Annotated in this window: 30 protein-coding genes; 17 read left to right on the forward strand and 13 right to left on the reverse strand. The window is 59.1% G+C overall.

Annotated elements, in window-relative coordinates:
• Window positions 1–14: 14 nt before the first annotated feature.
• The gene (locus LYZ69_01520; protein ID MDV3277129.1) at window positions 15–1,346 is read right to left on the reverse strand and encodes an NADP-dependent malic enzyme; all 1,332 of its coding nucleotides are present in this window, start codon (window positions 1,344–1,346) and stop codon (window positions 15–17) included.
• Window positions 1,347–1,444: 98 nt separating this feature from the next.
• Between LYZ69_01520 and LYZ69_01525 the strand changes: the two genes are divergently transcribed.
• The 3 genes from LYZ69_01525 (at window position 1,445) to LYZ69_01535 (ending at window position 5,037) form a co-directional block, all read left to right on the forward strand.
• Window positions 1,445–2,152 carry an HAD-IC family P-type ATPase gene (locus LYZ69_01525; GenBank protein ID MDV3277130.1) on the forward strand — a complete coding sequence of 236 codons (708 nt, stop codon included), beginning with the start codon at window positions 1,445–1,447 and terminating at the stop codon, window positions 2,150–2,152.
• 64 nt (window positions 2,153–2,216) lie between these two features.
• Entirely contained in the window at window positions 2,217–3,578 is a 1,362-nt protein-coding gene (locus tag LYZ69_01530) for a M20/M25/M40 family metallo-hydrolase (GenBank protein ID MDV3277131.1), read from the forward strand.
• A gap of 97 nt (window positions 3,579–3,675) precedes the next feature.
• Window positions 3,676–5,037: a transposase gene (locus LYZ69_01535; protein ID MDV3277132.1), complete on the forward strand. Its 1,362-nt coding sequence runs from the start codon at window positions 3,676–3,678 to the stop codon at window positions 5,035–5,037.
• On the opposite strand, the gene LYZ69_01540 is transcribed toward LYZ69_01535, so the two are convergent.
• Entirely contained in the window at window positions 4,946–5,491 is a 546-nt protein-coding gene (locus LYZ69_01540) for a CBS domain-containing protein (GenBank protein MDV3277133.1), read from the reverse strand. The genes LYZ69_01535 and LYZ69_01540 overlap by 92 nt on opposite strands.
• A gap of 208 nt (window positions 5,492–5,699) precedes the next feature.
• Here LYZ69_01540 and LYZ69_01545 point away from each other — a divergent pair, with 208 nt between their 5' ends.
• On the forward strand, window positions 5,700–6,836 hold the full coding sequence (locus LYZ69_01545; GenBank protein ID MDV3277134.1) for a saccharopine dehydrogenase NADP-binding domain-containing protein: 1,137 nt from the start codon (window positions 5,700–5,702) through the stop codon (window positions 6,834–6,836).
• 59 nt (window positions 6,837–6,895) lie between these two features.
• Here LYZ69_01545 and LYZ69_01550 read toward each other — a convergent pair whose 3' ends face one another.
• Complete coding sequence (locus LYZ69_01550; GenBank protein MDV3277135.1) at window positions 6,896–7,405, reverse strand: flavin reductase family protein; 510 nt, start codon at window positions 7,403–7,405, stop codon at window positions 6,896–6,898.
• 206 nt (window positions 7,406–7,611) lie between these two features.
• On the opposite strand from LYZ69_01550, the gene LYZ69_01555 reads away from it, so the two are divergent.
• From LYZ69_01555 to LYZ69_01565, 3 genes are read left to right on the forward strand one after another with little or no spacing between them, the layout of a single operon-like run.
• Window positions 7,612–7,920 (forward strand): acyl-CoA thioesterase, encoded by a 309-nt coding sequence (locus LYZ69_01555; protein ID MDV3277136.1) that lies wholly within the window; start codon window positions 7,612–7,614, stop codon window positions 7,918–7,920.
• 56 nt (window positions 7,921–7,976) lie between these two features.
• Window positions 7,977–8,327, forward strand: a complete 351-nt coding sequence (locus tag LYZ69_01560) for an SHOCT domain-containing protein (protein MDV3277137.1) — start codon at window positions 7,977–7,979, stop codon at window positions 8,325–8,327.
• Between the two features lie 28 nt (window positions 8,328–8,355).
• On the forward strand, window positions 8,356–8,709 hold the full coding sequence (locus LYZ69_01565; protein ID MDV3277138.1) for an ion channel: 354 nt from the start codon (window positions 8,356–8,358) through the stop codon (window positions 8,707–8,709).
• Here the strand turns inward: LYZ69_01565 and LYZ69_01570 are convergent.
• From LYZ69_01570 to asnA, 3 genes are all read right to left on the reverse strand, one after another.
• The gene (locus LYZ69_01570; GenBank protein ID MDV3277139.1) at window positions 8,706–8,927 is read right to left on the reverse strand and encodes a hypothetical protein; all 222 of its coding nucleotides are present in this window, start codon (window positions 8,925–8,927) and stop codon (window positions 8,706–8,708) included. The two genes, LYZ69_01565 and LYZ69_01570, sit on opposite strands and share 4 nt — an antisense overlap.
• 71 nt (window positions 8,928–8,998) lie before the next feature.
• On the reverse strand, window positions 8,999–9,436 hold the full coding sequence (locus LYZ69_01575) for a universal stress protein (GenBank protein ID MDV3277140.1): 438 nt from the start codon (window positions 9,434–9,436) through the stop codon (window positions 8,999–9,001).
• 194 nt (window positions 9,437–9,630) lie between these two features.
• Window positions 9,631–10,758 carry an aspartate--ammonia ligase gene (gene asnA / locus LYZ69_01580; protein MDV3277141.1) on the reverse strand — a complete coding sequence of 376 codons (1,128 nt, stop codon included), beginning with the start codon at window positions 10,756–10,758 and terminating at the stop codon, window positions 9,631–9,633.
• A 158-nt stretch (window positions 10,759–10,916) separates the two neighbouring features.
• On the opposite strand from asnA, the gene LYZ69_01585 reads away from it, so the two are divergent.
• The 7 genes from LYZ69_01585 (at window position 10,917) to LYZ69_01615 (ending at window position 17,848) form a co-directional block, all read left to right on the forward strand.
• Entirely contained in the window at window positions 10,917–11,171 is a 255-nt protein-coding gene (locus tag LYZ69_01585) for a ferredoxin family protein (GenBank protein MDV3277142.1), read from the forward strand.
• Window positions 11,171–12,235, forward strand: coding sequence for a 3-methyl-2-oxobutanoate dehydrogenase subunit VorB (vorB, locus tag LYZ69_01590; protein ID MDV3277143.1), 1,065 nt, complete (start codon window positions 11,171–11,173; stop codon window positions 12,233–12,235). Before LYZ69_01585 ends, vorB begins: the two co-directional genes overlap by 1 nt.
• On the forward strand, window positions 12,228–13,037 hold the full coding sequence (locus tag LYZ69_01595) for a thiamine pyrophosphate-dependent enzyme (GenBank protein MDV3277144.1): 810 nt from the start codon (window positions 12,228–12,230) through the stop codon (window positions 13,035–13,037). Before vorB ends, LYZ69_01595 begins: the two co-directional genes overlap by 8 nt.
• Window positions 13,034–13,627 carry a 2-oxoacid:acceptor oxidoreductase family protein gene (locus LYZ69_01600; protein ID MDV3277145.1) on the forward strand — a complete coding sequence of 198 codons (594 nt, stop codon included), beginning with the start codon at window positions 13,034–13,036 and terminating at the stop codon, window positions 13,625–13,627. The genes LYZ69_01595 and LYZ69_01600 overlap by 4 nt, the downstream gene beginning before the upstream one ends.
• Window positions 13,628–13,785: 158 nt before the next feature.
• The gene (locus tag LYZ69_01605; GenBank protein ID MDV3277146.1) at window positions 13,786–15,792 is read left to right on the forward strand and encodes an NEW3 domain-containing protein; all 2,007 of its coding nucleotides are present in this window, start codon (window positions 13,786–13,788) and stop codon (window positions 15,790–15,792) included.
• A gap of 18 nt (window positions 15,793–15,810) precedes the next feature.
• Window positions 15,811–17,139, forward strand: a complete 1,329-nt coding sequence (locus LYZ69_01610; GenBank protein ID MDV3277147.1) for an ABC transporter permease — start codon at window positions 15,811–15,813, stop codon at window positions 17,137–17,139.
• 7 nt (window positions 17,140–17,146) lie between these two features.
• Complete coding sequence (locus LYZ69_01615) at window positions 17,147–17,848, forward strand: ABC transporter ATP-binding protein (protein ID MDV3277148.1); 702 nt, start codon at window positions 17,147–17,149, stop codon at window positions 17,846–17,848.
• Between the two features lies 1 nt (window position 17,849).
• On the opposite strand, the gene LYZ69_01620 is transcribed toward LYZ69_01615, so the two are convergent.
• Together LYZ69_01620 and LYZ69_01625 are read right to left on the reverse strand one after the other, a co-directional pair.
• Window positions 17,850–18,182, reverse strand: coding sequence for a hypothetical protein (locus LYZ69_01620; GenBank protein MDV3277149.1), 333 nt, complete (start codon window positions 18,180–18,182; stop codon window positions 17,850–17,852).
• Window positions 18,183–18,315: 133 nt separating this feature from the next.
• Window positions 18,316–18,708 (reverse strand): hypothetical protein, encoded by a 393-nt coding sequence (locus LYZ69_01625; GenBank protein ID MDV3277150.1) that lies wholly within the window; start codon window positions 18,706–18,708, stop codon window positions 18,316–18,318.
• A 245-nt stretch (window positions 18,709–18,953) separates the two neighbouring features.
• On the opposite strand from LYZ69_01625, the gene LYZ69_01630 reads away from it, so the two are divergent.
• Complete coding sequence (locus LYZ69_01630; GenBank protein ID MDV3277151.1) at window positions 18,954–19,754, forward strand: CBS domain-containing protein; 801 nt, start codon at window positions 18,954–18,956, stop codon at window positions 19,752–19,754.
• A 243-nt stretch (window positions 19,755–19,997) separates the two neighbouring features.
• Complete coding sequence (locus LYZ69_01635) at window positions 19,998–20,618, forward strand: dienelactone hydrolase family protein (GenBank protein MDV3277152.1); 621 nt, start codon at window positions 19,998–20,000, stop codon at window positions 20,616–20,618.
• Between the two features lie 47 nt (window positions 20,619–20,665).
• Here LYZ69_01635 and LYZ69_01640 read toward each other — a convergent pair whose 3' ends face one another.
• The 3 genes from LYZ69_01640 to LYZ69_01650 all read right to left on the reverse strand — a co-directional run bounded on the left by LYZ69_01640 (window position 20,666) and on the right by LYZ69_01650 (window position 22,238).
• Window positions 20,666–20,845, reverse strand: a complete 180-nt coding sequence (locus LYZ69_01640) for a hypothetical protein (GenBank protein ID MDV3277153.1) — start codon at window positions 20,843–20,845, stop codon at window positions 20,666–20,668.
• Between the two features lie 80 nt (window positions 20,846–20,925).
• The gene (locus LYZ69_01645) at window positions 20,926–21,522 is read right to left on the reverse strand and encodes a cupredoxin domain-containing protein (GenBank protein MDV3277154.1); all 597 of its coding nucleotides are present in this window, start codon (window positions 21,520–21,522) and stop codon (window positions 20,926–20,928) included.
• Between the two features lie 140 nt (window positions 21,523–21,662).
• Window positions 21,663–22,238, reverse strand: a complete 576-nt coding sequence (locus LYZ69_01650) for a hypothetical protein (GenBank protein ID MDV3277155.1) — start codon at window positions 22,236–22,238, stop codon at window positions 21,663–21,665.
• Window positions 22,239–22,438: 200 nt separating this feature from the next.
• On the opposite strand from LYZ69_01650, the gene LYZ69_01655 reads away from it, so the two are divergent.
• Window positions 22,439–22,708 (forward strand): hypothetical protein, encoded by a 270-nt coding sequence (locus tag LYZ69_01655; protein MDV3277156.1) that lies wholly within the window; start codon window positions 22,439–22,441, stop codon window positions 22,706–22,708.
• A gap of 30 nt (window positions 22,709–22,738) precedes the next feature.
• Here the strand turns inward: LYZ69_01655 and LYZ69_01660 are convergent, their stop codons facing one another.
• Both LYZ69_01660 and LYZ69_01665 read right to left on the reverse strand, forming a co-directional pair.
• Window positions 22,739–23,962: an ammonium transporter gene (locus tag LYZ69_01660; protein MDV3277157.1), complete on the reverse strand. Its 1,224-nt coding sequence runs from the start codon at window positions 23,960–23,962 to the stop codon at window positions 22,739–22,741.
• A gap of 521 nt (window positions 23,963–24,483) precedes the next feature.
• A complete protein-coding gene (locus LYZ69_01665; protein ID MDV3277158.1) occupies window positions 24,484–24,762 on the reverse strand; it encodes a thioredoxin family protein in 279 nt (92 codons plus the stop codon).
• Between the last annotated feature and the right edge of the window lie 30 nt (window positions 24,763–24,792).

Consider the following 24,792-nt stretch of genomic DNA (forward strand, 5'->3'; position numbering starts at 1 on the left):
CAGTTGTTTTAGGCTTACTCAGGGGGCTCACCTATGACACCGCTCTTCATCAGGGCCTGCATCGCCTTCCGCGACTGACCAATCATCAACGTCGCATCACGGAGGAGCTGCTTCTTCGATGCTTTCCGTCTCGCTTGCCCATCCCGTTGGGCCTGTACGCCGAGGGCAGCCGCGACCCTTGGGTACACCTCCCAGTCTAGCATGGTCGGGAGGATGCGCCTGCTGCTAATCCCCTTCTCCTTCGCGAAGCTAGCGAGTTCCCTGGCCGCAGCGATGACCATCGAGTCAGTTATCGTCTTCGCCCTTACGTCGAGTGCGCCCCTGAAGATTGCAGGGAAGAGGAGACTGTTGTTGACCTGGTTGGGAAAGTCTGACCTTCCGGTTGCGACTATCTCAGCCCCGGCTGCGAGAGCGTCCGAAGGCCACATCTCTGGCACCGGGTTCGCCAGCAGGAATGCGATGGCGTGTTTGTTCATACGCGCCACCTCACTCTTCTTGATGAGGGTAGGGCCCTGCCCAGCTGCGGCCACGAGGACATCGGCCCCGTCGAGAGCCTCCTTCAGGCCTCCCTTCACCCCGCCGCCGTTTGTTTTGATGGCCAGCTCGTACTTCCACTTGTTCCGCAGGAGCAGAGTGTCAATGTCTTCTCTCTCTGGATACAGGATGCCCTTCGAGTCGATGACGATCAGGTCCGCCAGGTCGCATCCTGCCTCTGCCAGAAGCCTGGCTGCCGCAACGTTTGCAGCGCCCGCGCCGAAGAGGACAATCCTCGTCTCCCTCAGCTTCCTGCCGGTCAGCTCGAGGGCGTTGAAGAGGGCGGCCAGTATGACGCCCGCAGTGCCCTGCTGGTCGTCGTGCCACACTGGGATGTGCATCTCCGCTCGCAGGGTGTCAAGGATTTCAAAGCACTTCGGCGATTCTATGTCCTCCAGGTTGACGCCGCCGAGGGAAGGTTCCAGAGCCTTCACAGTCGCGATGAACTGTTCTTCGTCGGCCGCCCTTATCGGGAGAGGGTACGCGTCGACTCCGCCCAGGAATTTGTAGATCAGCGCCTTCCCCTCCATGACTGGCAGTGCGGCCTCCGGGCCGACCTTTCCGAGGCCTAGGACCCTGGTCCCGTCGGTAGCGATTGCAATTGTGTTCCAGCGGTTGGTGTATTCGAACGAAAGCTCTGGTCTTGCCTCGATTGCCTTCGACACGGCTCCCACTCCGGGCGTATACCAGATCGAGAAATCATCCAGGGAACGGACGGGCACCTTGGGGGCGGTGCCTACTTTCCCCCCGTAGTAGCGTGAGTAGACCAGCGCCTTGCGCGACGCCTCATCCTTCACTTTCGGCCTAGCCATCTCAGGCTCGCCGCCTACCTCGGCTATTTGAAGTTCATCAGCGGCGCGCTCGTTTTATTACGCAGGACAATCGGCTATCGTCGAAAGCTGTCCCGGGAATGGGTGCCTCGGGGACTGTAGGCGGAGCTAACGTGAAGGTGGGGAGGAGAGACTACGCAGGCGTACCGTCGCCGTGGGAGTTCGACGAGCAGATTTCGGGGCTACTCGCGCAGGGGAACACGGTCGTGTTCGTCTCGGCCGGTGGAGAGAAGGGCGCGATAGCCGTTGGGGATGCTGTGAAAGCGGACGCTGAGGAGGCGGTGAAGGCCTTCGGGGAGTTGGGTATCTCACTGTTGATGCTGACGGGAGACGACGAGGAGACCGCACTCGCAGTAGCCAGCCGCGTGGGGATCTCACAGGTGCGCGCGAGGCTGCTGCCGGGCGAGAAGGAGTCAGTGGTAGCCGAGCTGCAGAGGCAAGGGAGGAAGGTGGCAATGGTCGGAGACGGAGTCAACGATGCACCAGCACTGGCGAACGCAGACCTTGGCATCGCTATAGGCAGCGGGACGGATGTGGCAAAGGAGACCGGAGGCGTCGTCCTCATCGGCAATAGGTTGACGGGCGCTGTCGGCGCGATTCGGGTCGGCAGGGCTACGCTGGCCAAGATCAAGCAGAACCTCCTGTGGGCGTTCGGGTACAACGCGCTGTTGATTCCCGTGGCCGCGGGGGCGCTCATACCGTTCTACGGTGTGGGAATCTACTCGTTCCTGCCGTTCCTTGCAGGCGTGGCAATGGCCTCGAGCTCCGCTTCGGTGGTGGCCAACTAACTGCTGTTAGCTCGGATGAAGCTCTAACCTTTATCTCCCTTGGAGGGCCGGCGCAGGCAAGGGGATGAATCCCGTGGACGAGAAGTTCACAAGGTACGTTCACGACAACATGCCGAAGTTCGCCAAGGACGTGATGCGCCTCGTCTCTCAGCCAAGCGTGTCGGCGAAGAAGGTCGGGATCAACGACTGCGCCAAGCTGGTGGAGGAGATGTTGAAGGAGATAGGGGCGAAGACAAGAGTGCTTGAGTTGGAGGGGGCAGCCCCGCTCGTCTACGGAGAGATCAAGTCGACCAAGTCCAACAAGACTGTTCTGTTCTACAACCACTACGACGTCCAGCCGGAGGAGCCGCTCGAGCTCTGGAAGTCTCCGCCGTTCAAGCCCGAGGTGCGAGAGGGCATGATCTTTGGAAGGGGGGCAGCTGACGACAAGGGCGAGATGGTTTCCAGGCTGAAGCTCGTGGAGACATACATGAAGCTACACGGAGAGCCACCATGTAATGTGAAGTTCTGTTTCGAGGGTGAGGAAGAGGTCGGGAGCGTCCACCTCCACGAATACCTCTCCGGGAACCGCGACCTGTTCAAGGCCGACGCCGTGTTCTGGGAGTTCGGGGAGACGGACCTGACAGGTAGGCCGAACGTGTCGCTCGGCATGAAGGGGATGATTTACCTGGAGTTCATCCTGAAGAGCCTCGAGGCGGACCAGCACAGCAGCACAGCCGCAGTCCTTCCAAGCGCACCGTGGAGGCTCGTAAGACTGCTGAACCTGATCAAGGACGAGAACGAGAGGATACTTGTGCCAGGCTGGTACGACGCTGTCGAGAATCTCACAGACGAGGAGGTCGGATTAATCAACGAGTCTATCTTCGATGAGAAGGAGTACTTGACCTCTCACGGCGCGAAGTCGTTCTTGGGCGACATGTCCGTTCTTCAGGTGAAGAAGGCGCTCGTCCAGAGACCTACTGCGAACATTGCGGGAATCTGGGCTGGATACCAAGGGCCTGGGTCAAAGACTGTCCTCCCGAAGGAGATTCACTGTAAGATGGACTTCCGCCTAGTGCCGAACCAAGACCCGCAAGACTTGCTCGACAAGCTGAGGAGATACCTGGCAGAGAAGGGATTCGGCGACGTGGAGATTGAGCTGGAAAGCATGGAGCCGGCGGCCAGGACCGGCTCGAAGGACCCCCTCGCGAGGGCAGCGCTCAAGGCTGGAGAGGAGGTGTGGGGGAAGAAGCCAAACGTCGAGGTCTCGTCGCCTGGGACTGGTCCGCTCTACCTCTTCACGCGGGACTACAAGGCCTCGGCCATCTCGATAGGGGTGTCGAGCACGGACAGCGGGATGCACGGCCCCAACGAGCACGTGCGCCTGGACTACTTCGAGAAAGGAATCCTCTGGTTCGCGCGCACTCTCGACTACTATCTGGCCTAGAGTTACCAATCTAGACGAGTAAGCCCACAGGCTTCAGCCGTGGGATGAATCGCATTGGGGCTTAAATGGAATGACTGTGTGCTATCCTCTGGGTGGCATGAAGTCAGCGTTCCGATTCCGGCTGTATCCGAACCGCAAGCAGGGGCGGAAGTTGGTGAGGATGGTCGAGGCCGGGCGGCAGCTCTGGAACGACGCCCTCGCCCACAGGAAGCGCCGCTGGGAGGAGAAGCGGCTCTCCACCTCATACAGCCAGCAGTGCTGGATACTGACGGCCGAGAGGAGGACCGACCCGCTGCTGGGGGAGCTCTACTCGCAGGCGGGACAGGAGATTCTCCACCGACTGGACAGAGCGTTTGAAGCGTTCTTCGAGCACAGGGCTAGATATCCAAGGTTCAAGAGGTTCTCCGAGTCAGGGTCCTTCACCTATCCCCAGGCGTACAAAGGGTCGGTGAAGCCGGACGCGGTCCGGAAGAGGCTCTTTCTCTCAAAGGTCGGGAACGTCAAGGCGGTCTTCCATAGAGAATTGCCCTCCACACGCAAGAAGCTGAAGACCTGCACCGTCGTCAGAGAACCGAACGGCGAGTGGTACGCCTCTTTGGTGTATGAGGACGACGAAGAAGCGCCGCAACTGCTGACGAAGATTGCATCGCCCGTCGGGGTAGACCTTGGGCTGAAGTCGCTGATAGCGACCACAGACGGGGTGAAGATTTCGCACCCACAGTTCCTCAGGAAGGCAGAGAAGCGGCTGAAGCGCCTCCAGCGGGAGCTCTCCAGGAGGCAGAACAACTCGCAGAACAGGGACAAGATGCGCAGACTGTTTGCGGTCCAGTCGTCGAAGGTCTCGAGACAGCGCGCGGACTTCAACCACAAGGTGAGCGCCGAGCTGGTGCGGAAGCACGACCTGATCGCGTTCGAGGACCTGAAGGTCAGGAACATGGTCAGGAACCACGCCCTGGCCAAGTCAATCAACGACGCCGCATGGAACCAGTTGAGGCTGCTCACCGAATACAAATCGAAGAGAGCGGGGAGGCTCACGGTCAAGGTTCCGCCAGCCCGTTCCACTCAGGAATGCTACTTCTGTGGGACCCTGAACCAGGTTCCTCTCAGCGTCCGCACCTTTGACTGCCGGGGTTGCAATCGAACGCTGGACCGCGACTTCAACGCGGCCTGGATTGTGCTGAAGCGAGGACTCGCTCAGGTAGGGCAGGACATGCCCGAACTCACGCCTGTGGAGAATGGACCTCTACCCGTCCCGACTACGGGACGCGCAAGCCCGGTCGAGGAAGCAGGAACTATACGCGGCGAGGATCATGCCACCCAGCAAGAGCTCACCGCTGGAAGCTCACGACCTCGGTCGTGGGAGGATGTCACCACTTTCGTCTGTCGCCCTTCAGCAGGCCCTCTCCCACGTGGAGCTGGTCGATGTGCTTCGAGAGTTCCTGGGCGTCTTTCACGATAGCGTCACAGTAGGGGCACCTGATGCCCTTGGGCGTGACGAGCTCGGGCAGGTCGACGTGCTTCTGTGCGCCGCCGGAGACGATCCTCTTCTGGGTGATCATGCCGACAATCTTGTTCCCCCTTCTGACTACGAGGCGCCTGACTCCGAGCCTGGTCATCTTCGCTATGGCCTCTGCGACCCGCGCTTCCTCGTCGATTCCCTCCACCGGAGCGCTCATAACCTCGCGAGCCTGGACCTTGGACGGGTCGCGGCCCGCGGCCACAACCTTGTAGAGGATGTCCCTCTCAGTGACAATTCCTATCGGTTCGCCGTTTTGGACTACGACAGCTTCCCCTGAACCGGCCTTCTGCATGGCGCTGGCCGCAGCCGCTATGGTGTCGCCTATCGAGATACTGACGTAGTCCTTCGAAGCGTAGTCCGAGACGCGGTCCTCGAGCGACTTGCGCAGTTCCATCGGTTTGCCCGATAGGTCTCGGCTACTTAAGGGGATAGCGACTCCGTTCTGTCAAGTCTTCGGGTGACGGAGAGTGAGATTTGTTCGTGACCACCCGGCAACCTAACAGATCCCGGCTCCGCCCTCGGCCTTCGGGCGCGGTCGCCAGCACCGGCGTGGCTAGGGCATCCATTCAATCGTTAAAACGCCCTTTGGGTCCGGGCAGGCCATGAAGGTCGCTGTACTCGGCTCGGGCCTGATGGGCTCCGTAATCTCGTGGGACCTGGCAAGGTCCACAGACGTCGACAGCTTCGTCGTCGCTGACATCAGCGAGGAGAGGCTAGCTGCACTGAAGAGCAGAGTGGGAGGTAGCAAGCTGTCCACGGAGGTTGTCAATGTCAAGGACACTGCGCGAGCCGCAGCGTTCATGAAGGGATTTGATGTCGTTGCGTCTGCTCTCCCGCACGGGACTGTCAACCCTGCGAACCTCGCCGCGGTGGAGGCCGGTGCCAAGATGGTGGACATCGCATTCGAAGACGCGCAGATGGAGCTGGACGGCGCAATGAGGCAGAAGGGTGGACTCCTGATACCTGGCTGTGGCCTCGCTCCAGGGCTTGGGGGGATTCTCCTAGCCCAGGGGGTGAGGGAACAGAAGGGCGCGAACGAGGGACACATACTGGTCGGGGGAATACCGCAAAAGCCGCGGCCCCCGTTCGGCTACAAGCTCGTCTTCTCGATTGTCGGGTTGATCAGGGAGTACACTGACGACGCGAGGGTTTTCAGGGGCGGGAAGATTGTGAAGGTCAAGCCTTTCTCGACGGTCGAAGAGGTGAAGCTCCCGACCGTGGGGAAGCTGGAGGCGTTCTGCACCGACGGTCTGGCTAGCCTGGTCTACACCATGAAAGGGATGAGGGTCATGGACGAGAAGACTCTGAGGTGGCCCGGGCACGCCGAGAAGATGAACCTGCTGCTGGAGACCGGTTTCTTTTCGACCGAGAAGCTGCGGTTCGAGGGAGGGGAGGTGAGCCCAATCGAGGTCGCGTGGAAGGTCCTCGAGAGGAAGCTCGGCGAGGGCGAACCCAAGGACATGACAGTGATGAGGGTGGAGGCGAAGTCGCGGCGAAGCGAGGTCATTTACGACCTGGTTGACAGGTACGACGCGACCAACGGCATCACCTCGATGGGCAGGACGACAGGTTTCACATGCTCCATCGTGACCCAGATGGTCGGTTCGGGGAGGATACGCGGGGCGGGCGTCTTGCCTCCAGAGAGCGCTGTCACTGGCGACGGAGTTGACGCCCTCGTCTCAGAGCTGAGGCGACGCGGCGTCAGGATTTCAAAGAAGCAAAGACAGAAGAAATACTAGCTACGGACCCCCGAAGAACCAGGACAGGCCCGACTACCTTCTGAGCGCTCACTGAAGAGCTACCAAGCCACGTCGGACGGAGGACCGGCACGTTCCGGGTGTTCAGTCGTGGTGTACTGCTGGGTGTAGTACACCAACGGAGCCTTGTTGTTCAGCTTCTCGGCGCGCACCACCTCGCCTACCAGAATCGAATGGTCTCCACCGTCGTAAACGCGCCATGTGACACACTCAATCACTGCGCGGACTCCTTGGATGATGGGGCTACCTGTGGTGCCTAGGTGGAACCCGATGCCGTCGAACCTGTCCTTCACATCAACTCTCCCGGCAAACCTGTCGGAGACGGGTTTCTGGTCCTCTGCGAGGAAGTTGATTGCGAACTCCTTGGTATGCGCGAATACGTCGTGGATTGCAGAACTCTTGGCTAGCGAAATCAACACCAGTGGCGGATCAAGGGAGACGCTTGTGAAGGCGCTCACCGTGAGACCCTTGGGGCCGTCGACCCCTCCAGACGTGACCACTGTAACGCCCTGGGGGAATACCCTCATCACCTCCTTGAGCGAGGTCTGCAAATCGCTATTCGCCAGCCTTCAATCACCTTCGGCCCGTAACAAGCGTTTACGCCGAGCCTCGAACTTGTTAAAAGAGTTGTTGAGAGACAGCAATGCGAGCAAGCCCAGATGTTCGAAACGAGGCTGCGAGCCAGGCTCTCAGAGACAGACGCACTCGGCGTTGTCTACTACGGGCACTACTACACTTTGACATCTCAAGGCTCGAGATGCTCCGGACCATGGGAATCACTCCCGCGCTCCTTCGGAAGAGAGGGATGGGTTTCGTCGCTGGCGAATCGACGTGCAGGAATCATGCCTCTGCCAAGTTCGATGACGTCCTGACTGTGGCCATCCAAGTAGCGCGGGTCGGGAACAGCAGCGTCACCTACTTGCACACAATCTCGAAGGGAAAGACCAGAATCGCAGAGGGCAGGGTAACTGACGTGCTCGTAGACGAGGGCGGAAAGCCACTGAAGATACCTCCGGACATGAAGAAGAAGCTACTGCGACACCAAGACAGAACTGCCGCTCGGTGAGGGTATGGGCCGACGTACTCTTAAATCAAGAGAGGTGCAGTGCAACACTGTCGGCCATGCAAGGGGAGGAGAGACATAGAGGCAGAGTCTTCGTCTACATCGGCCTTGCGATAATGTTCGTTCTGATAGGCGTGGCAGTGCTCCTGGGTGCGCTCTACGGGAACCCGAGTGCCATCTACTACCCGTATCGTTTCGGCTTCTCCTTCTACTGGTTCCGGCCGATGTTTGGTATCTTCTTCGCGGTATGGGCGCTTGACTCGGTCATTTTCTGGCCGAGGAGAGGCAGGTACATGTCCCGTGAGAGGTGGGGCGACCCATCATACGAAATCCTCAGGGAAAGGTATGCTAGGGGAGAGATCACGAGGGAGCAGTTCGACCGCATGATGAGCGACCTGGAGAGCCGCTAGGCCGGGAGTCCGTCAGAAGGCGAATAGCTTGGCAGGAAAGCGGCAGAGAAGGATACCTCGTTCGTTCACAAGAAGGGCGGTCTATTCCTTCCTTCTCATTGCAATCGTGGTGTTGGTCGGGACGGTCGGGATGCATGCCATCGAGGGTTTTTCTTACCTCGACTCTTTCTACTTCACTGCCATGATAGCGACAGGACAGGGGCCCAACTACACCCCGGCTACAGATGGCGGCAAGATATTCGCTGCACTCCTAGCCTTTGTTTCGGTCGGCACAGTGATCACAGCACTTGTCTTCCTGTTTGGGCCATTCTTTGGGGCTGTACTTCGAACCGGAATGGAGAAGGTAGAGGAAGAAGCCGAGAGGGAACTGCGGAAGGTCTAGGTGGGCGCGGCCGCGGGCTGCCTGTTGAGGAGGTAGGCAGCCACGATGAGGACGATGCCGATGACGCATGTGAGCGAGCCCTGGGTAACCCACGTGGAGTTGTTGTACATTAGCCCTCCGACCGGCCCGACCATGCTGAGTCCCTGTAAAGCGAAGGTCAGACCCACCAAGGCGACGATAACCCCGAGCACGAGCAGAGCCGTAGCTGAGGATTTCACGTATTCCCCCAATTGTGTCCCCTAGTTTAGTCCTTCGGCGAAGAGGCCAGCCCTTGGCTCATCCTGACGTTCTAGGTTGGAACAATGACGACGGGCACAGGAGAGTTCTCCATGACGCGCCGCGCCGTGCTCCCGAGAGCCCTCACTCGACCCAGCCCGTGCAGGCCCCTCAGTCCCAAGACGACAAGGCCCGCCTTGGACTCCTCGATTCTGGCGAGAATCTTCTGGAACGCAGGACCAATCTCGTACGTAGCTTCGCAGTCGACGCCGCTGGCCAGGACGGTCTTCTCAAAGTCCTCGACGATTCTCCTGCCGACTTCATCGTAATACCCGGCCGTGTCGACCTTTTCTTCCTTCGCGTACTGGAGGTAATCGCGGGGGACTCCGAGCTCGGGGACGACGTAGAGGAGAGTGATACCCGCAGACATCGACTTGGCGAGGGTCACGGCGTAGTCGACCACTTTCTTGGATGCCTTCGACCCGTCAATCGCCACCAAGATTCTTTTCATGAATGGGTCGACCACCGCTCTGGCATTTAAGCGAGGGGGCGTTTCTCAGACTCGGCAACGATGGCTTGCTTGTATTGCAACGACTTCAGAGCCAGCAGAGGGTCCATCTTGAGCCAATCCGACCGATAAATAGAGAAAACCAGACGCTTCCGCTGTGCACGAACTCATCTACGCCGACTAGGGGTTCTCGGCGTCTACTGCAAGACGTGGATGTTCTTCTTCTCGCCGATGTCCTTCAGTATCTTGGGCCAGACTGAGACGCTCACCTCGCCCAGGTGAGCTTTCTTCAAGAGGAGCATGAACGTCCGCGACTGGCCTATCCCTCCCCCTATGCTGAGAGGTATACTGTCGTTCATTATTTCCTGGTGGTACGGATACTTCAGGAAGTCCAGCTGTCCGCTGAGCTCGAGTTGCTTCCTCAGGGTCCTCGCGTTCACCCGGATCCCCATTGAGGACAGTTCGTGCCTCCTTCTTGTCACTGGGTTCCAAACAAGTATGTCGCCGTTCAGCCCGTGCATGGGCCTGCCGTCCTCTGACGTAGTCTCTGTGACCCAGTCGTCATAGTCTGCAGCCCTCATCTCGTGCGGGTATCCGTCCTTGAGAACCCAGCCTATGCCGATGATGAACACGGCTTGATGCTCCTGAAGGATTGCTGTCTCGCGCGCTTTGCGTGGCATGGTTGGAAACCTGTCCAAGAGGTCCTCTGCGTGGATGAATGTCAGGCGGTCCGGGAGGTTCGGGTAGAGATCGGACATCAGTCTGGGGTGCAGCTCCTGCACGTACTTCTCAGCGCCCTTGAGCACCTTCCAGATCCTGTTCACTGTGTCCTTCAGGTAGTCCAGATTCCGCTGCTCTGCAGTGATCACCTTCTCCCAATCCCACTGGTCGACGTAGGCGCTGTGGTCGTGGTCGAGGAAGTAGTCCTTGCGGACGGCCCGCATATCAGTGCAGATGCCCTCTCCGACGCCCATGCCGAACTGCTTGAGGGCCATCCTCTTCCACTTGGTCGCCGCCTGGACAACCTGGGCGTCGAGTGGGTGCTTGTCATGGTCGTTCGATATGTGGAACTGGATGGGCGTGCGGGACCCGTCCCTGTCGAGGAGGTCGTTGACCCCGCTCTCGGCGTCGACGATTAGCGGCACCTGGACCATCATGAGGTTGAGCTCCTTGCCGAGATGGTGCTCGATGTAGTTCTTCACGGCGAAGACTGCCTGCTGGGTCTCCCTCGGGTTCAGAAGAGAGGAGTACGACTCGGGGAGGGCTTTCTCAACTTCTTCGTATGTTCCTATTCCAGGGCCTTTTAAGTCGGCTTTCTTGGACAACAATCGCGTTCGAACTGAACCGGCTCGTGAGTCGCTTTAATACCCAACTACGATTATCATGTTTGAAAACGAACAGTTCCGCCGAGCCCGCGCCTTCGATTATCAGATATGAAAATCGGCGTTCCCCATTAAATACGACGTGGGGCGCGAAAGTATTCATGAGCGCGCAGGCGGCCAAGGACATACAGCGGGCGGTAGTTGTTGTGGACGCAGAGAGGTGCAAGGGCTGTGAACTCTGCGTGGTCGCGTGCCCGCACAGGAACCTTAAGATGTCGACTGTCCTCAACCACAACGGGTACCACCCCGTCGAGTTCAGCTACGAGGGCGCGAAGGGGGAGTGCACTGCGTGCGCAATCTGCTACTGGGTCTGCCCTGACTTCGCAATCGCGGAGATTAGGAGCCTGAAGAAGTAATGACCAAGGAGTTCACGAAGGGGAACGAGGCGCTGGCCTACGGGGCGCTGAAGGCCGGTTTGAACGCCTACTTCGCCTACCCCATCACTCCCTCCAGCGAGATCCCAGAGACACTGGCCAAGGAGTTCGGCAGCCACAGGTACCCCGACTTCAAGGTCTTCCTTCAAGCCGCAAGCGAGCTGGAAGCAATCAGCATGGTGATCGGGGCCGCGTCGACTGGAGCGAAGGTCATGACAGCCACCTCGGGGCCTGGCTTCAGCCTGAAGCAGGAGGGAATGTCGTACGCCGCTGCGATGGAAGTGCCTATCCTGGTTGTGAATGTAAACAGGGCAGGACCAGGACTCGGAAACCTAGGTCCCGAGCAGAGCGACTACTTCCAGGCCACGAAGGGAGGCGGACACGGAGGGTACAGGAACATCGTCCTTGCCCCCAACTCCGTCCAGGAGATGGCAACGTTCCCCCGCCTTGCGTTCTCCCTCGCCTTCAAGTACAGGAACCCGGCAGTGATACTTGCTGACGCATTCATCGGCCAGCTGAAGGAGGACATCACTTTCCCTGACATTGAGCCGGAGAAGTTCGAGACTCCGTGGGCAACGACCGGGGCGAGGGGGAAGGAAAGGCATCTGATACTTTCGCTGCACTTGGATTTCGAGGAACAGAACAAGCAATCGGAGGACTTGAGGAGGAAATACGAGAAGATCGACGCAGCGGAGCAGAGGGCGGAGTCGTACCTGACAGACGACGCGGATGTGGTCTTCGTTGCCTACGGCGTGGTCTCAAGGCTCTGCAAGGGCGTGGTGAACAGGCTTCGGGACACGGGTGTCAGAGCTGGCCTCTTCAGGCCTATCACGCTCTCTCCTTTCCCGTACAAACAGCTCTCCAAGTTGGCGGAGGCCAAAAGGAGGTTCGAGGTGGTCGAGTTGAACATGGGCCAGATGGTCTACGACGTGAAGCTCGCCGTCGGAGACGCCAGCAGGGTGGGCACAATCCAGAAGCTGGGTGGTCTTCTGCCGACAACGGGCGAGATCATCAGAAGGACGCAGGAGATGGTGGCAAATGCCTAGACTGGTTAACGCGAGGGTCGAATACGAGGTCAAGCTGGGTAGGCTTCCGACCCTCACAGAGAAGGAGACGCACTACTGTCCAGGATGCGAGCATGGGACGCTGACCAGGCTGATCGCTAGTACGCTCGACAAGTTGAACTTGAGGGAGAAGACTGTCCTCGTTGACTCGGTCGGCTGCAGCGTTTTCGCGCACGACTACATCAACACGGACGCTGTCCAAGCTCCCCATGGAAGGGCACCCGCAGTGATGGCTGGGATCAAGAGGGTGAGACCCGACCTGGTCGTCTTCGCAGTGCAGGGCGACGGAGACGCAGTTTCAATCGGGTTGCTGGAGCTGGTGAACGCGGCAAACAGAGGTGAACCGGTCACAATCTTCCTAGTCAATAACGCGATATACGGCATGACTGGCGGTCAGATGGCCCCGACTACGCCTGCCGGGATGGTCACGACCACGTCGCCGTATGGGAGGGACGTGAGCTACACTGGCCAGCCACTCGACGCTTCGAGGCTTCTTGCATCTCTCGACGCCCCGTCATACGTCAGGAGGGTCGTGCTCCCGCTGGAGCCAATCAGGGATACGGGTCTGTACAGCGCGCGCGGTTCTCTTGAGTGCCTGAAGGTGGTTGAGAACGCCTTCAGGGTGCAGCTGATGGGAGGATTCTCATTCGTCGAGGTGGTCAGCACCTGCAACATCAACTGGAAGATGTCTGTCCTCGAATCCAAGAAGTACGCGTGGGAGGTGCTGGCGAAGACGTTCCCTCCTGGAGTCTACAAGGACAAGTTCGGGGTCGAGAAGGTATGAAAAACCAGCTGATTGTCGCGGGGCACGGCGGGCAGGGAGTGCTGGAACTGGGAAACTACGTGGCCTACCTGAATCTGCTCAGGGGGAAGCACGTTGCGTACACCCCCTCCTACGGACCGGAGACCAGAGGAGGGAAGGTGAAGTGCTATGTCGTCACGTCCGACGAGGAGATTGATTCGCCAATCGCGGAGGAGCCTGACTACCTCATTGTGATGAACATACCATCCATGGACTACGTTGCGCTTCTGAAGAGTGGAGGGACTTTGCTGATGAACAGTTCACTGATACCGATGGAGACTTCCAGGACTGACATCGATGCGATGAAGGTCCCTGCGACGGAGATAGCGGTGGAGCTGGGGAACGAGCCTGGAAGGACGCAGGACACTAGAATCCTGGCAAACTCCGTGATGTTCGGGGTGTACTTGGCGGCTACACTTCAGGAGTTCGACCTGAACGTGATAAAGTCTGTCTTCGTGCACTTCCTGACGGACAGGAAGGCAGCGCTGATCGACATGAACGTCAGAGCAGTCAAGCGCGGCTACGACTTCGCCAGGGCCACGGAGAACCCCCTGGTGGAATACGAGGGGTAGAGCGAGATGAAGGCAGAACAGGCCAGGTCCGGGGACAGCACCATCACGAACAACATCGAGTAGGACCTGCACCGTTCCCACCTGCGCCTAGCACGTATTGTCGGCACGTCAGCCTTTTAATGGCGTCGGGCCTCCCGCCAAGAAAGAGGCCAAGTACGGTGTCGCATTTCGACAGAAGGAGGAGAACATCAGCCCTAGGGGTCTCCTTGGTGTCGCTCTTTGTGCTCTTCGCCGCAGTCCAATCCACCATCCCTTGGATGCCCAACGTCACTGCGTCGAGCTCGACCTTCGTCGTCCTCAGCGCCAACTGGTCCTCTAGCTCAGGCGCGGCTGGCCCCGGCTCGACAAATGTGCCCCTCACCGTTGACATTGAGTACACCGGGGGTACGGCCGCGAACTCCGTGATAGGGATGCTCCGGTTGCCGGCAGGATTCACCGACACGAGCGGGAACAACACTCCAATAACTGGCACCGGCGTCGTCTCCGCATCTTCCATCTTCCACCTGAAGTACAATCTTACCATAGCGGACAAAGTATCGGTTGGGACATACTCGATGCCCATCCAGTTCACTTGGACCACAAGCGCGGGTGGCAGCCTCGCCGTAAACGCTGAGACCGACACATTCACGCTGAGCCTGCTTGGGACGGTCGTACTGAGCTTCCAGCCATCTCAGACGTCGTTGAACGCAGGAGAGGTCAACGCAGTAGCCGTCACGCTTAGCAACAGCGGCACAGGCACCGCCACGCAGATCAAGCCCTCCGTTTCAACGTCCGCAGGGAACGTGCTTACGGTTCTGCCGGTCGTCACTTCTCTTGGGGGCGGCTCCTCGACGCCGTTGGTCGTAGACGTCTTCGTGCCCTCATCCTCTGCGGGTTCAGCTGTCATCCTCACTTTCACCACCACCTATGACGATGCCTACGGGAACAGCGAAGTGGCGACACAGGCAGTCGGCTTCCATACTGTGAGCGCACCAGAGCCGATACTGAGTTTCACATCCCCGTCCGCGTCACTCGTGCCCGGGCAGGTCAACCACGTGCAAATCGTGCTCGCAAACCTTGGCCCAGGCGACGTCACACGCGTGTACGCCACCATCACAGCCTCGACAGGCTTCAGCGTCTTGAACCAGATTCCGATGGTGGCCGCTCTGCCTGCTGGCACCTCCGTGAACGCCACCGTGAGGGTGTTCGCGCCGACATCGGCCGCCGGAACGGCAGCGACGCTAACCTTCGCCTACTCGTATGTCGACCCCTACGGCACGTCCACCTTCACCAGCCAGACAATTGGCTTCTACACCTTGAGCGCATCAAGCATCGCGACGAGCACTTCCCTAGCCGTCGTGACTTCGAGCAACTCGCTCTTGACTGGCGAGGAGTCACCGGTTTCTTTCACGATCACAAACACAGGTCAGCAGTCTGTCTATTCGCCGACGTTCTCGCTCAGCGTTCCCTCCGGCCTGGCCGTCACGGCCAATTCGACGTACACGCGGACTGGCCTGAAGATAGCCCCTGGGCAGAGCATCACGTACCACGCCAACGTAACCAGCGGCCCCGAGACTGCTGAGGGTGCGTACACTGGCACGCTTGTTGTCACCTACACCGACCAGTTCGGCAATCAATACAGCCAGACATTCTCGCCTGGATTCGTTCTTGTGGGGTCGATAGACCTGGTGATTCAGGGCCTGACGGCGACACAAGCCGATGCCACCTCCATCACTGTGGCCGGCACGCTCCTGAACGAAGGGCAGAGTTCGGCTTACTACCTACAAATCACGGGGAGCGTGCAAGGCGGGGCGACAGGCACGGACTACGTCGGAGAGGTGGACCCGAACACACCCTTGCCCTTCTCGGTGACCGTCCCGTACAGAGCTTCCTCCTCGTCGGCTCCGCAGTTGAACCTGACGCTGCTGGCCAGCTACAAGAACGACTACGGGCAGAGTCTTCAGTATGAGCACGTGATTCAGGTCAGGCTGGGGGTGGCCTCCCAAGGGAGCTCGCTGACCACAGGGTCTGCCACTGGCTCCAGCGTCAGCTCCTCCACGGCGGACCTGCTAAGGTATGCCGTCGCCGCTGTGATAGTGATTGCTGTCGCCGCTTCGGCCTTGTACGTCAGACGCACCCGTTCGAGGAACAGGGCGTCACGGAAGGAGAGTTCTAACGTCATCTGAGCGGGGCGTCGCAGCGAATTGCGCATCCAAGATCTGGTAGGGTTCGCTTGGAAGGCGATGTCCGACAGGAAGCTCAGGGCAGCCCTAACCATTCTTGGTATCGTGATCGGGCCCGCGACCATCGTCGCCCTCGTGGGTGCGACTGCGGGGTTCAGCAACGCGGTCACAGCCCAGTTCGCGAAGACGGGAACGACGAGCATCTTCCTCTCCCCTGCAGAGCGGGGCATCACGCTCACATCGACTGACATACCCACTCTCCAGGCGATGGCTGGCGTGCAGGCGGTGGTGCCCTTCTACCTCCTCACAGGGACGGTCACGCAAGGGTCCCAGACCACTTCTGTCCAGGTGATGGCCGGCGACTTCTCGCAGCTCGCCCTCGTCCTCCCTGGCCTTTCTCTGCAGAACGGCACGGTTCCCTCGGCCAACGACCTGGGTGGAGCTATTGTCGGGAACAGAATTGCTTTCCCTAACGTGGCAGGCGTCCCCAATATTGGGCTCAACCAGATCGTCACCGTGTCGTTTTCTGCCTTCGGCGGCTTCGGTGCGACGGGCGCGTCGGGGGATAGATCCTTCGTGGCGAGGGGCATCTATGGCCCCTTCGGGCAAGGTTTCCTGATCAACCCTGACGACGGAATCTTCGTCCCGCTTACAGCGGGACAAACGATACTCCACACGAACAGGTACAGCGGTATCGTAGTCGTCGCGACCTCCACCGACACTGTCAACCAGGTGATGACGGAGATTACCAACCAATATGGGCAGCAGCTCCGGGTGACAGCAGTCACTTCGATTCTCTCGACCATTCAGACGATCACGGGCGGGATTGAGACAATCCTGGGCGCGGTCGCCGGAATATCGGTACTCGTTGCCTTCATTGGAATCATGACTACTATGTTCACCACCGTCGTGGAGAGGACGAAAGAGATTGGAATCCTGAAGGCCTTGGGATACAGCAGCGGGAACATCCTTTCCATATTCCTGGTCGAGGCTTCCGTGACTGGGTTCGCAGGAGGAGTAATTGGCGCTGTCGCGGGCACCGGTCTCTCGTTCCTTGTGGTGTCGTTCTTCAGCTCGGGGTTCTCTAGCAGCGGAGGGGGCGGAGGAGGCGGGGGCTTCGGCGGGGGCTCGGCCGGAGGAGGTGGCTTTGGTGGCGGCTTTGGCGGAGGAACGGCGGTTCGGTCAGCGGCATCATCGACGGCGTCGACTCTCTCGATAACGCCGGCGATATCGCCAGAGCTGATTCTGCTTGCAGTGGGGCTCGCGAGCCTCGTCGGGATGCTTGCTGGGCTCCTTCCCGCATGGAGGGCCTCGAGGCTTACCCCTGTGGAGGCCCTAAGGCAGGAGTAGAGGAGTGATGGGCGAACAGGTTCCCGCAATCGAGGTCGTCAAAGTCTCTAGGATATACGGAGAGGGCGGCGAGGAGGCAAAGACTGTTGCCCTGCAGAACGTCAGCTTCAGTATCGACCACGGCGAGTTCGTTGCGATAATAGGACCCTCAGGTTCTGGGAAGAGTACGCTCCTGAACCTGATAGGAGGCCTCGATAGACCCACGTCAGGGACGGTCAAGATAGACGGCGTGGACATCTCCAAGATTCCGAACTCAGAGCTTGCCAGAATAAGGAATCGCAAGATAGGATTCGTCTTTCAGTCTTTTAATCTCATCAACCGCATCACAGCAGTCGAGAACGTGGAACTCCCGCTTCTGGTCACCGGCATGCCTCGGGTAGACATACGAGGTCGGGCACTCGAGCAGCTCGAGATTCTAGGCATAAGACACAAAGCAGACAGGAAGCCCACCCAGCTGAGCGGAGGAGAGCAGCAGAGGGTCGCCGTTGCGCGAGCGCTCGCGACTAATCCCCTCATAATCCTTGGCGACGAGCCGACGGGCAACCTCGACACGAAGAACACGGATGTGATGGTTGGGATATTGAAGAGGCTGAACCAGGAGCTCGGGAAGACCATCGTCATAATCACCCACAACACCGAGATAGCCGCGAAGACGAAGAAGATCATCTCGATTCGCGACGGGCTCATCCAGGAGATAAGAGAGAACTAGTTCAACTGACTGCAGGATGGTCCTGCTCGGAGGTTGACTCCCGCCTCCCACCTCCTACCAGTACTGCAGTGGCAGTCAAGACGAGGCCCACAACGGCAGCGCCGAATGCAGCCAGAGTCGTGATGAAGGTGGTCGCGCTTGTACCGAATGTCCCCCTGCCTGCAGACGTCGCCGCGACTCTCGTGCTGTTGAAGAAGGTGCCAGCAGACGTCCCCGCCGGCGCACCGAAACCAGTACCTCCAAAGACGAGGAATCGGACTACAGGGTCGGAGAACGCAAGAGTTGCCAGCCCTATGGCCGAGAGAACTATGCCCACGAGTGCGAGTCTATTCATCATCCTCGCCCGTCAATTTCACTTCGACATTAAGGTTTGCTCACTTGAGACTCGACCTCGCTGCTAGTTGTCACATGGTTCATGCTGGAACCACGAAAGGAGTTCGTTGTCAGACGGTTAGGGGACGTCTGACCTAGCTTCTTAGGAGGGACAGCGCCAGTATGAGGACGAGCGCGAACATCCCCAGCCCCATCACGCAGGGGGGGACCCCGAAGATGTAGAGCTTGACACAGCTCGTCAACGTGAGTATGTAACCGGTCAGGAATGCAGAGAAGCCGACGCCCATCACTGACAGCCCAACGACTGCTATTGCCCTTCTGTTCTTGTACACAAGCAGGGCAGCCAGACCGACGATGAAGATCAGCGCGTAGAGTATGAAGCCGTAGAAGCAGGAGGGGTACCCGAAGTAGTAGGTTTCGCAGGCGGGCTGACCTGTTGCCAATGCGATGTAGCTCAGGTAGCCAGAGTAGGCGACCCCGACAGCCGAGATTGCCGCAAGCGAGCCGAGCCTCAAACTCGTTGCCAAGTCATTTCGGGCGCCCCGAATTGTGGCTTGAAAACAGGGTAGACGATTCTCTTACTCGGAAATCGTCCGCGACGTCGCGACACGGTCAGCGCCAAGGTGCAAGGGATGCAAGGGCTCGACTGGACTGCGTCAATTATCAATTCTAAGAATCGTCTTCGCGTTTCAAATAGCCGATGACGACCTTTCAGGCTTGAACGGGACGAGCTGGAATGTTGAGGAACAACAGTCGAACCGGAACGAAAGGAATGGACGACAGGCCAGAGAGCAGTAACGCCGACGAGCCCGAAAAGGTTACAGTGAACGAGGTCATGAGTGGGCACGTCCTGACCGCCTACTCTCACTCCAGCGTGAGAAAGGCCATCGAGACCATGGCCAGCAACGCGATTGGCAGCGTGGTTGTGGTCGATAGCTCCGGTCCGAGGGGCGTGTTTACGGAGAGGGACCTTCTCTCTAAGGTCCTAGCAAAGGGAAGGGACCCCGACGGCGCGTTGCTGATGGAAGTTCTGTCTCCTCTCTTCGTCGCAATCAGCCCGACAGCCACGCTAATGGATGCAGCCAAGACCATGATTGAAAAGAAAAGTGGGCTGATGGTCTTCGAAGGCGGCGATCTGGTAGGCATGGTGACCGCCACAGACATAGTGAGACACATCCAGCGGATGCGCATCACAATCGGACTGTCTTCGGTCATAGCCTCGCCCGTTTTCACTGAGCTTCCGGAGACGCCGCTCGCGACCGTGGTCAAGGAAATGGACAAGAGGCGCATAGGGAGCGTACTGGCGGCCGAGGAGGAGGCCAGACCGTACGGGATATTCACAGAGAGGGACCTCATCGCCAAGGTGCTCGCCAGAAAGCTCAGCCTCGAGTTCGCCGTGGGCGAGCTGGCCAGTGTTCCGCTGATAACGGCGGGCATCTCGGTTGATGGAGTGGAGGCATCAAGGATCATGATGTCCAAGCACATCAGGAGGCTGCCACTAACGCGAGACCGCGCCATTGTCGGGATTGTCACAGCGAGGGACGTAGTCGAAGCGTTCGCGAGGTCGACCTGACGAGAGGTGGACGCCGCAGATTGCAGATTGAGAGGTACAACAATAACGGTGTTGTAAGCTACGAGTGCGAGCTGTCTGGCACACTCCGCCCGACCGAGGCGGAGGCCCTCGAATCCGAAGTCGAAGAGGAGAGGTAGCATCAGCACTAGCGCGGCGAAGGTGCCAGGCGCCGGTTCCCCAGAGAGGCGCGCTTCACGCACGCAGGTGAAGATTGATGCGCATCCCGTCTCCCTGGCGGGAGACTTGACCATTCCTGACGGGGCGAGGTCCGTTGTGATATTCGCCCACGGAAGCGGGAGCAGCAGACTGAGCCCAAGGAACAGATACGTTGCAGAGGTCCTACAAGAGGCTGGCCTCGGAACTCTCCTCTTCGACCTCCTCACGCAAGAGGAAGACCTAGCGTACGGCAACCGCTTCGACATCGACCTTCTCACAGACAGGCTCTCCAGCGCCACAGACTGGCTGATGGCAAAGACGGAGATGGACGGCGTCAGGCTGGCCTACTTCGGAGCGAGCACTGGCGCAGCCGCAGCCCTTCGGGCTGCGATCGGGCGTAAGGAAGTCAGCGCCATAGTCTCAAGGGGAGGCAGGCCTGACCTAGCCTGGGACTACCTGGGCATGGTCGAAGCCCCCACTCTCCTGATTGTAGGAGGACTGGACACAGAGGTGATTGAGCTAAACAAACTCGCGTTCAAGCGGCTGAAGGCAGAAGCCGAGCTAGCGATCGTACCGGGCGCGACTCATCTCTTCGAGGAGGCGGGAGCGCTCGAGGAGGTGGCCAGGCTGGGGAAGAGCTGGTTCCTGAGATTCCTGAGACCTCCCGACGATGACCACGGCAACGAAAGCAGCCAAGCGGCGGACTGAGTGCGGCTGCTGTGTTTCCGCGGTAGCTGCGAACCCGCGGAAGCTCCTCACATGGGAGGGACGGAGACCCTCTGCGTGCCCTTCGCCCTTGGCTTGTGCTGGGCAACGAGCCTCTTGACCCACCCGTTCGCGTGGTCGAAGGCGTCGGCAGGCTGAATGGGAAAGGTTCGGCTCGGGAGTCCGGGGCCAAGGAGCCGGTTCTGGGTTCGGCTGAGTCTCCCTGTCATCTATCTGCCTCCGACAGGCTTGCGGGATGAAATCCCCGCCATTCGAAAAAGAGAAGGAACCGCACCCGCCTGGTGCGATTCTAAGCCGAGACCACTATGGTCCCTGTCATGTCGGGATGTACGTCGCAGTAGTAGGTGTATGTCCCAGGAGTGCTGAAGGTGTAGCTGAAGGCCTGCATGTGGTTCAGCTCGTGAGAATCGAAGAGCCCTGTAGGTGCCTGCTCCGAGCCCGACGTCACTGTGTGTTGGACGAAGTCCATGTTGACCCAAGTGACAGTCGTGCCGTTGGACACAGTGAGGGTCCGGGGGTAGAACCCGTAGTTGGCGATGGTTACGACCGCACCACCCAGCCCGCTGTGCCGGGCGTAAGTTGGATTGCCACTCCAGCTGCCGTAGGGATACCCTCCCATCATTCCTCCGCCCATCATGCTTCCGTACGGGCCGACCCCGCCGCCGTATCCGCCCATCATCCCCCCGGAATATCCGAAGCCGCGGCCCATCATGCCGCCGAAGTATCCCTGGTAGCCCGAATAGGTTCCAGCGGAGGTAGGCAAGGAAGTGGAGGTCTGGAAGTTCTGCCTGTATTGGTTCGCCATGGATGCGTAGGCGACTGCTGTGAAGAGGCCTATGACCAAGGCCACGGCCACTCCGAGTGCGACGATTTCTGTTGTCTTCATTTTTCTGTTCGCCGGTTGGGGCATACGCGCGCGGGGGTTATGGTAGTTCGCTGAAACGAAATCATGAAACGGTTTCAGACCGCCCAAGACGATGATGATTCTCTGCAATTCTTGGTGAAAGGCGGGGTTAGCTGAGCGATTCAGGTTGTCCCGGCAGGAACGGCATCTGGCCTAAGCCACGAGGCCAAGGACAGCTCGTTGGTATTCCCGCTCTTAGACACGATGACTATTCCACGCTCGGCGAAACGGGACACGATCCTGTGCGTCTGGAGCCTGCTCAAACCCGCCTCCTTCACTACGAACTTCTGCAGGTACCTTCCTCCGTGCGACGCCAAGACTTCCAGCACCCTCTTCTCCTCGGGCTTGCTGGTCCTGAGCAGCGCTGCCCAACTCTCCGTGGCAGCTTGGGCTGTCCCGCGCGCCTCGGCGGGACCAGTCGAAACGGCAGCGCTCCTAATCTCAGGGAAGACGAGGTAGTAGGCCAGCCCTCCAACTCCAGCGATCATCAGGACCAGGAGGGAGGAAAGGCCCAGCCAAACGTACGATGGCATCGGAGACTTCACGCTGCTGCCATAGTTGCTTCCCATCATTTGGCCCATCATGCCAGCCATCGATGCGTTCCCGCCCTCGTATCCGACTATGTACCAAGCCACGAGTGACGCAGAAACGACGACTGCTCCCACGAGTAGCAGGAGGAAGGAAATAACGCGTCTCATCTGCTTTGTCCCGCCTTTTCGACAGTCAACCGTCCCTCTCCATTCCGCTCGTCCTATAATCCATTATGCGATTCTCACCTTCGGGAAAGCATGCTGACTGCCACAGACGCGCGGGAAAGAGTGGGCCAATGCCTTTCGAGGAAGAAGCGTCGGGCTCTCGCCGTCGAAACCTTAAATGAACACGTGACGAAAAGCCAGGCATGAGTTCCGAAGGCAAGGAGTCCGACTCGGACCTGAAGAGAGTGATATGGCAGGACGAAAACTGCCTGTCCTGCACGTGGTTTGTCCCTAACGACCCGATAAACGCAGACCTGCTGGAGCGGGGGAAGTGCGTCCAGCCAAAACTGAAGGCGTTCGAACTGATCGTCTCGGGACGCGACTGGTGCAACGAGTACAAGGAGATCAGGCAGAGACAGATAGACATCCTACAAGAGAAGGCCATGAAGGCCGAGTCCGGCGGAAGCAAGTAGCTTCAGGTTAGCACGTAGAGCTCGCATCTTTCACTGCGCGTAGGCCTCTTCGCCGTGCTGGCTCTCGTCCAGGCCTTCCTCCTCTTCTTCGGCCGTCACCCTGACTGGAGTGATGAAATTGATCACCCTCAGGAGCAGGTATGACCCGACGAAGGAGAAGGCAGCCACGACGACGATGGCGAAGGCCTCCAGCGCAAGCTGGTATGGGTTTCCGAAGATAGCGCCGTTGGGTCCCGAAGCGTTGATGGCAGCCGAAGCGAAAATGCCTGTTGCTAGGACTCCCCAAATGCTGCCTGCGCCGTGCGCCGCGAAGACGTCCAATGAATCATCCAGCGTCGTCCTCGCGCGCCAGCTGGCTACACCGTTCGACACGACTCCAACGACAAGGCCGATGATGATGGCTGGGAGAGCTGCCACATAACCCGCGGCCGGTGTAATCGCCACCAGGCCGCACACAGCGCCGACCGCTATGCCGACCGCCGAGGGCTTGCCCTTGCGCGACCAGTCGACGAGCATCCAACTGACTGCGCCGGCGGCTGCGGCCAGATTCGTGTTGACAAGCGCCTGGACGGCAATCTCGTTCGCCGCCAAGGCACTTCCAGCGTTGAATCCAAACCATCCGAACCAGAGGATGGCAGCCCCCAGGATGACGAATGGGACGTTGTTTGGTCGCACCTCGTGCGCCTGATCGACGCCCTTCCGCCTCCCCACGACGAGCGCAGCAGCGACTGCCGAGCATGCTGCAGAAAGGTGAACAACGAGACCACCCGCGAAGTCGATTACTCCGAGGTTCCTCAGCCACCCTCCGGAGCCCCAGACCCAGTGCGCGATGGGCGAGTAGATCAGAGTGACCCAGAGGACGATGAATAGAAGGAGGGCCTTGAAGCGGATTCGCTCAGCGAAGGCCCCGATGATGAGGGCCGGTGTAATGGCCGCGAACTTGAGCTGGAACGCGAAGTACAGGAGCTCTGGGATTGCCGTGGAGTAGGCGGCATTTGCCGCTGCACCCACGTTGTTCAGCCCCGCCTTGGAGAGGTCACCGATCACGCCGTTGAGAGAGGGGGCGAAGGCCTCGCTGTACCCCCAGAGCGCCCAGACAAGACTGACTATCGCGAAGATAGTCATGCATTGGACGATCGTGGACACTAGGTTCTTTCTTCGCACCAAGCCGCCGTAGAAGAACCCAAGAGCTGGAGTCATGAGCATGACGAGGCCCGTGGCCGCGAGGACCCAAGCGATATCTCCTGGGTCCACTACGCACGGCCGCCCAGAGTTGAGACATCTACCACGGCGTTTCCGATGCCGAGCAGAGCTTCTCCTGCACCAGCGCGAGAGCTCACGTCGCCCCGCTGAGCTGACGTACTAATAACGCTAAGTGCTTACGCGTTAGGTCCCCAGCACGCGGGCGCCGCCGTCATGACGACGGCGATGCTCGCACTAACAAGTTGAATGTCATGCACACGCCGGTATCTTGGATCCAAACCCTTGACGCTGACAAGGGTGGGAAAGCGTAGACTCGGACCCTTGGCCTGGGTTACGATTCACTTGCTGCATGAACTTCGCACCGCCAAGCGGTGACGAATCATGAGCTCAAGCGCGGGGCGACCCTAGCGAAGCTGGATTGGGAAGCTTCAGGCTGACTGGCTTGAACCTCTTGCGCCACTCGACAGCGACTCCTTTGCGCTCTGACCCTGGCTGGTAGCTGGGAAAGGAGCCTTACACGTTGAGCCGAAATCCCACGAAGCCCGCCGAACCGGATGCACCGTGTTGCGAATCTAGGATGTTTTTAGCGGATATTTTTCCTCAAGCATCTTGTAGAATCCATCTCCGCAGAACCAGGGAAAATTCGGCAACCCGACGACCTTGATTCTTTCGTCGATGACTATCGATGGCACAGCCGTGATGCCAAACTTCTTCACCAAACGGGAATTCCTCCTGTCGCCTACATCGATTACCTTCGCCTTGCAGTCTTTGCACTTTCCGAGTTCGACTGTGTCCACTGCGGCCTGGCATAAAGTGCAACCGCCCGAGAATATCTTAATCCTATGTCGCATCAAACATCGCTTTGACCTGAGAGCGTTCGA

The organism is Nitrososphaerales archaeon, from assembly GCA_032906765.1.
Classification (GTDB): domain Archaea; phylum Thermoproteota; class Nitrososphaeria; order Nitrososphaerales; family Gagatemarchaeaceae; genus DASPPF01.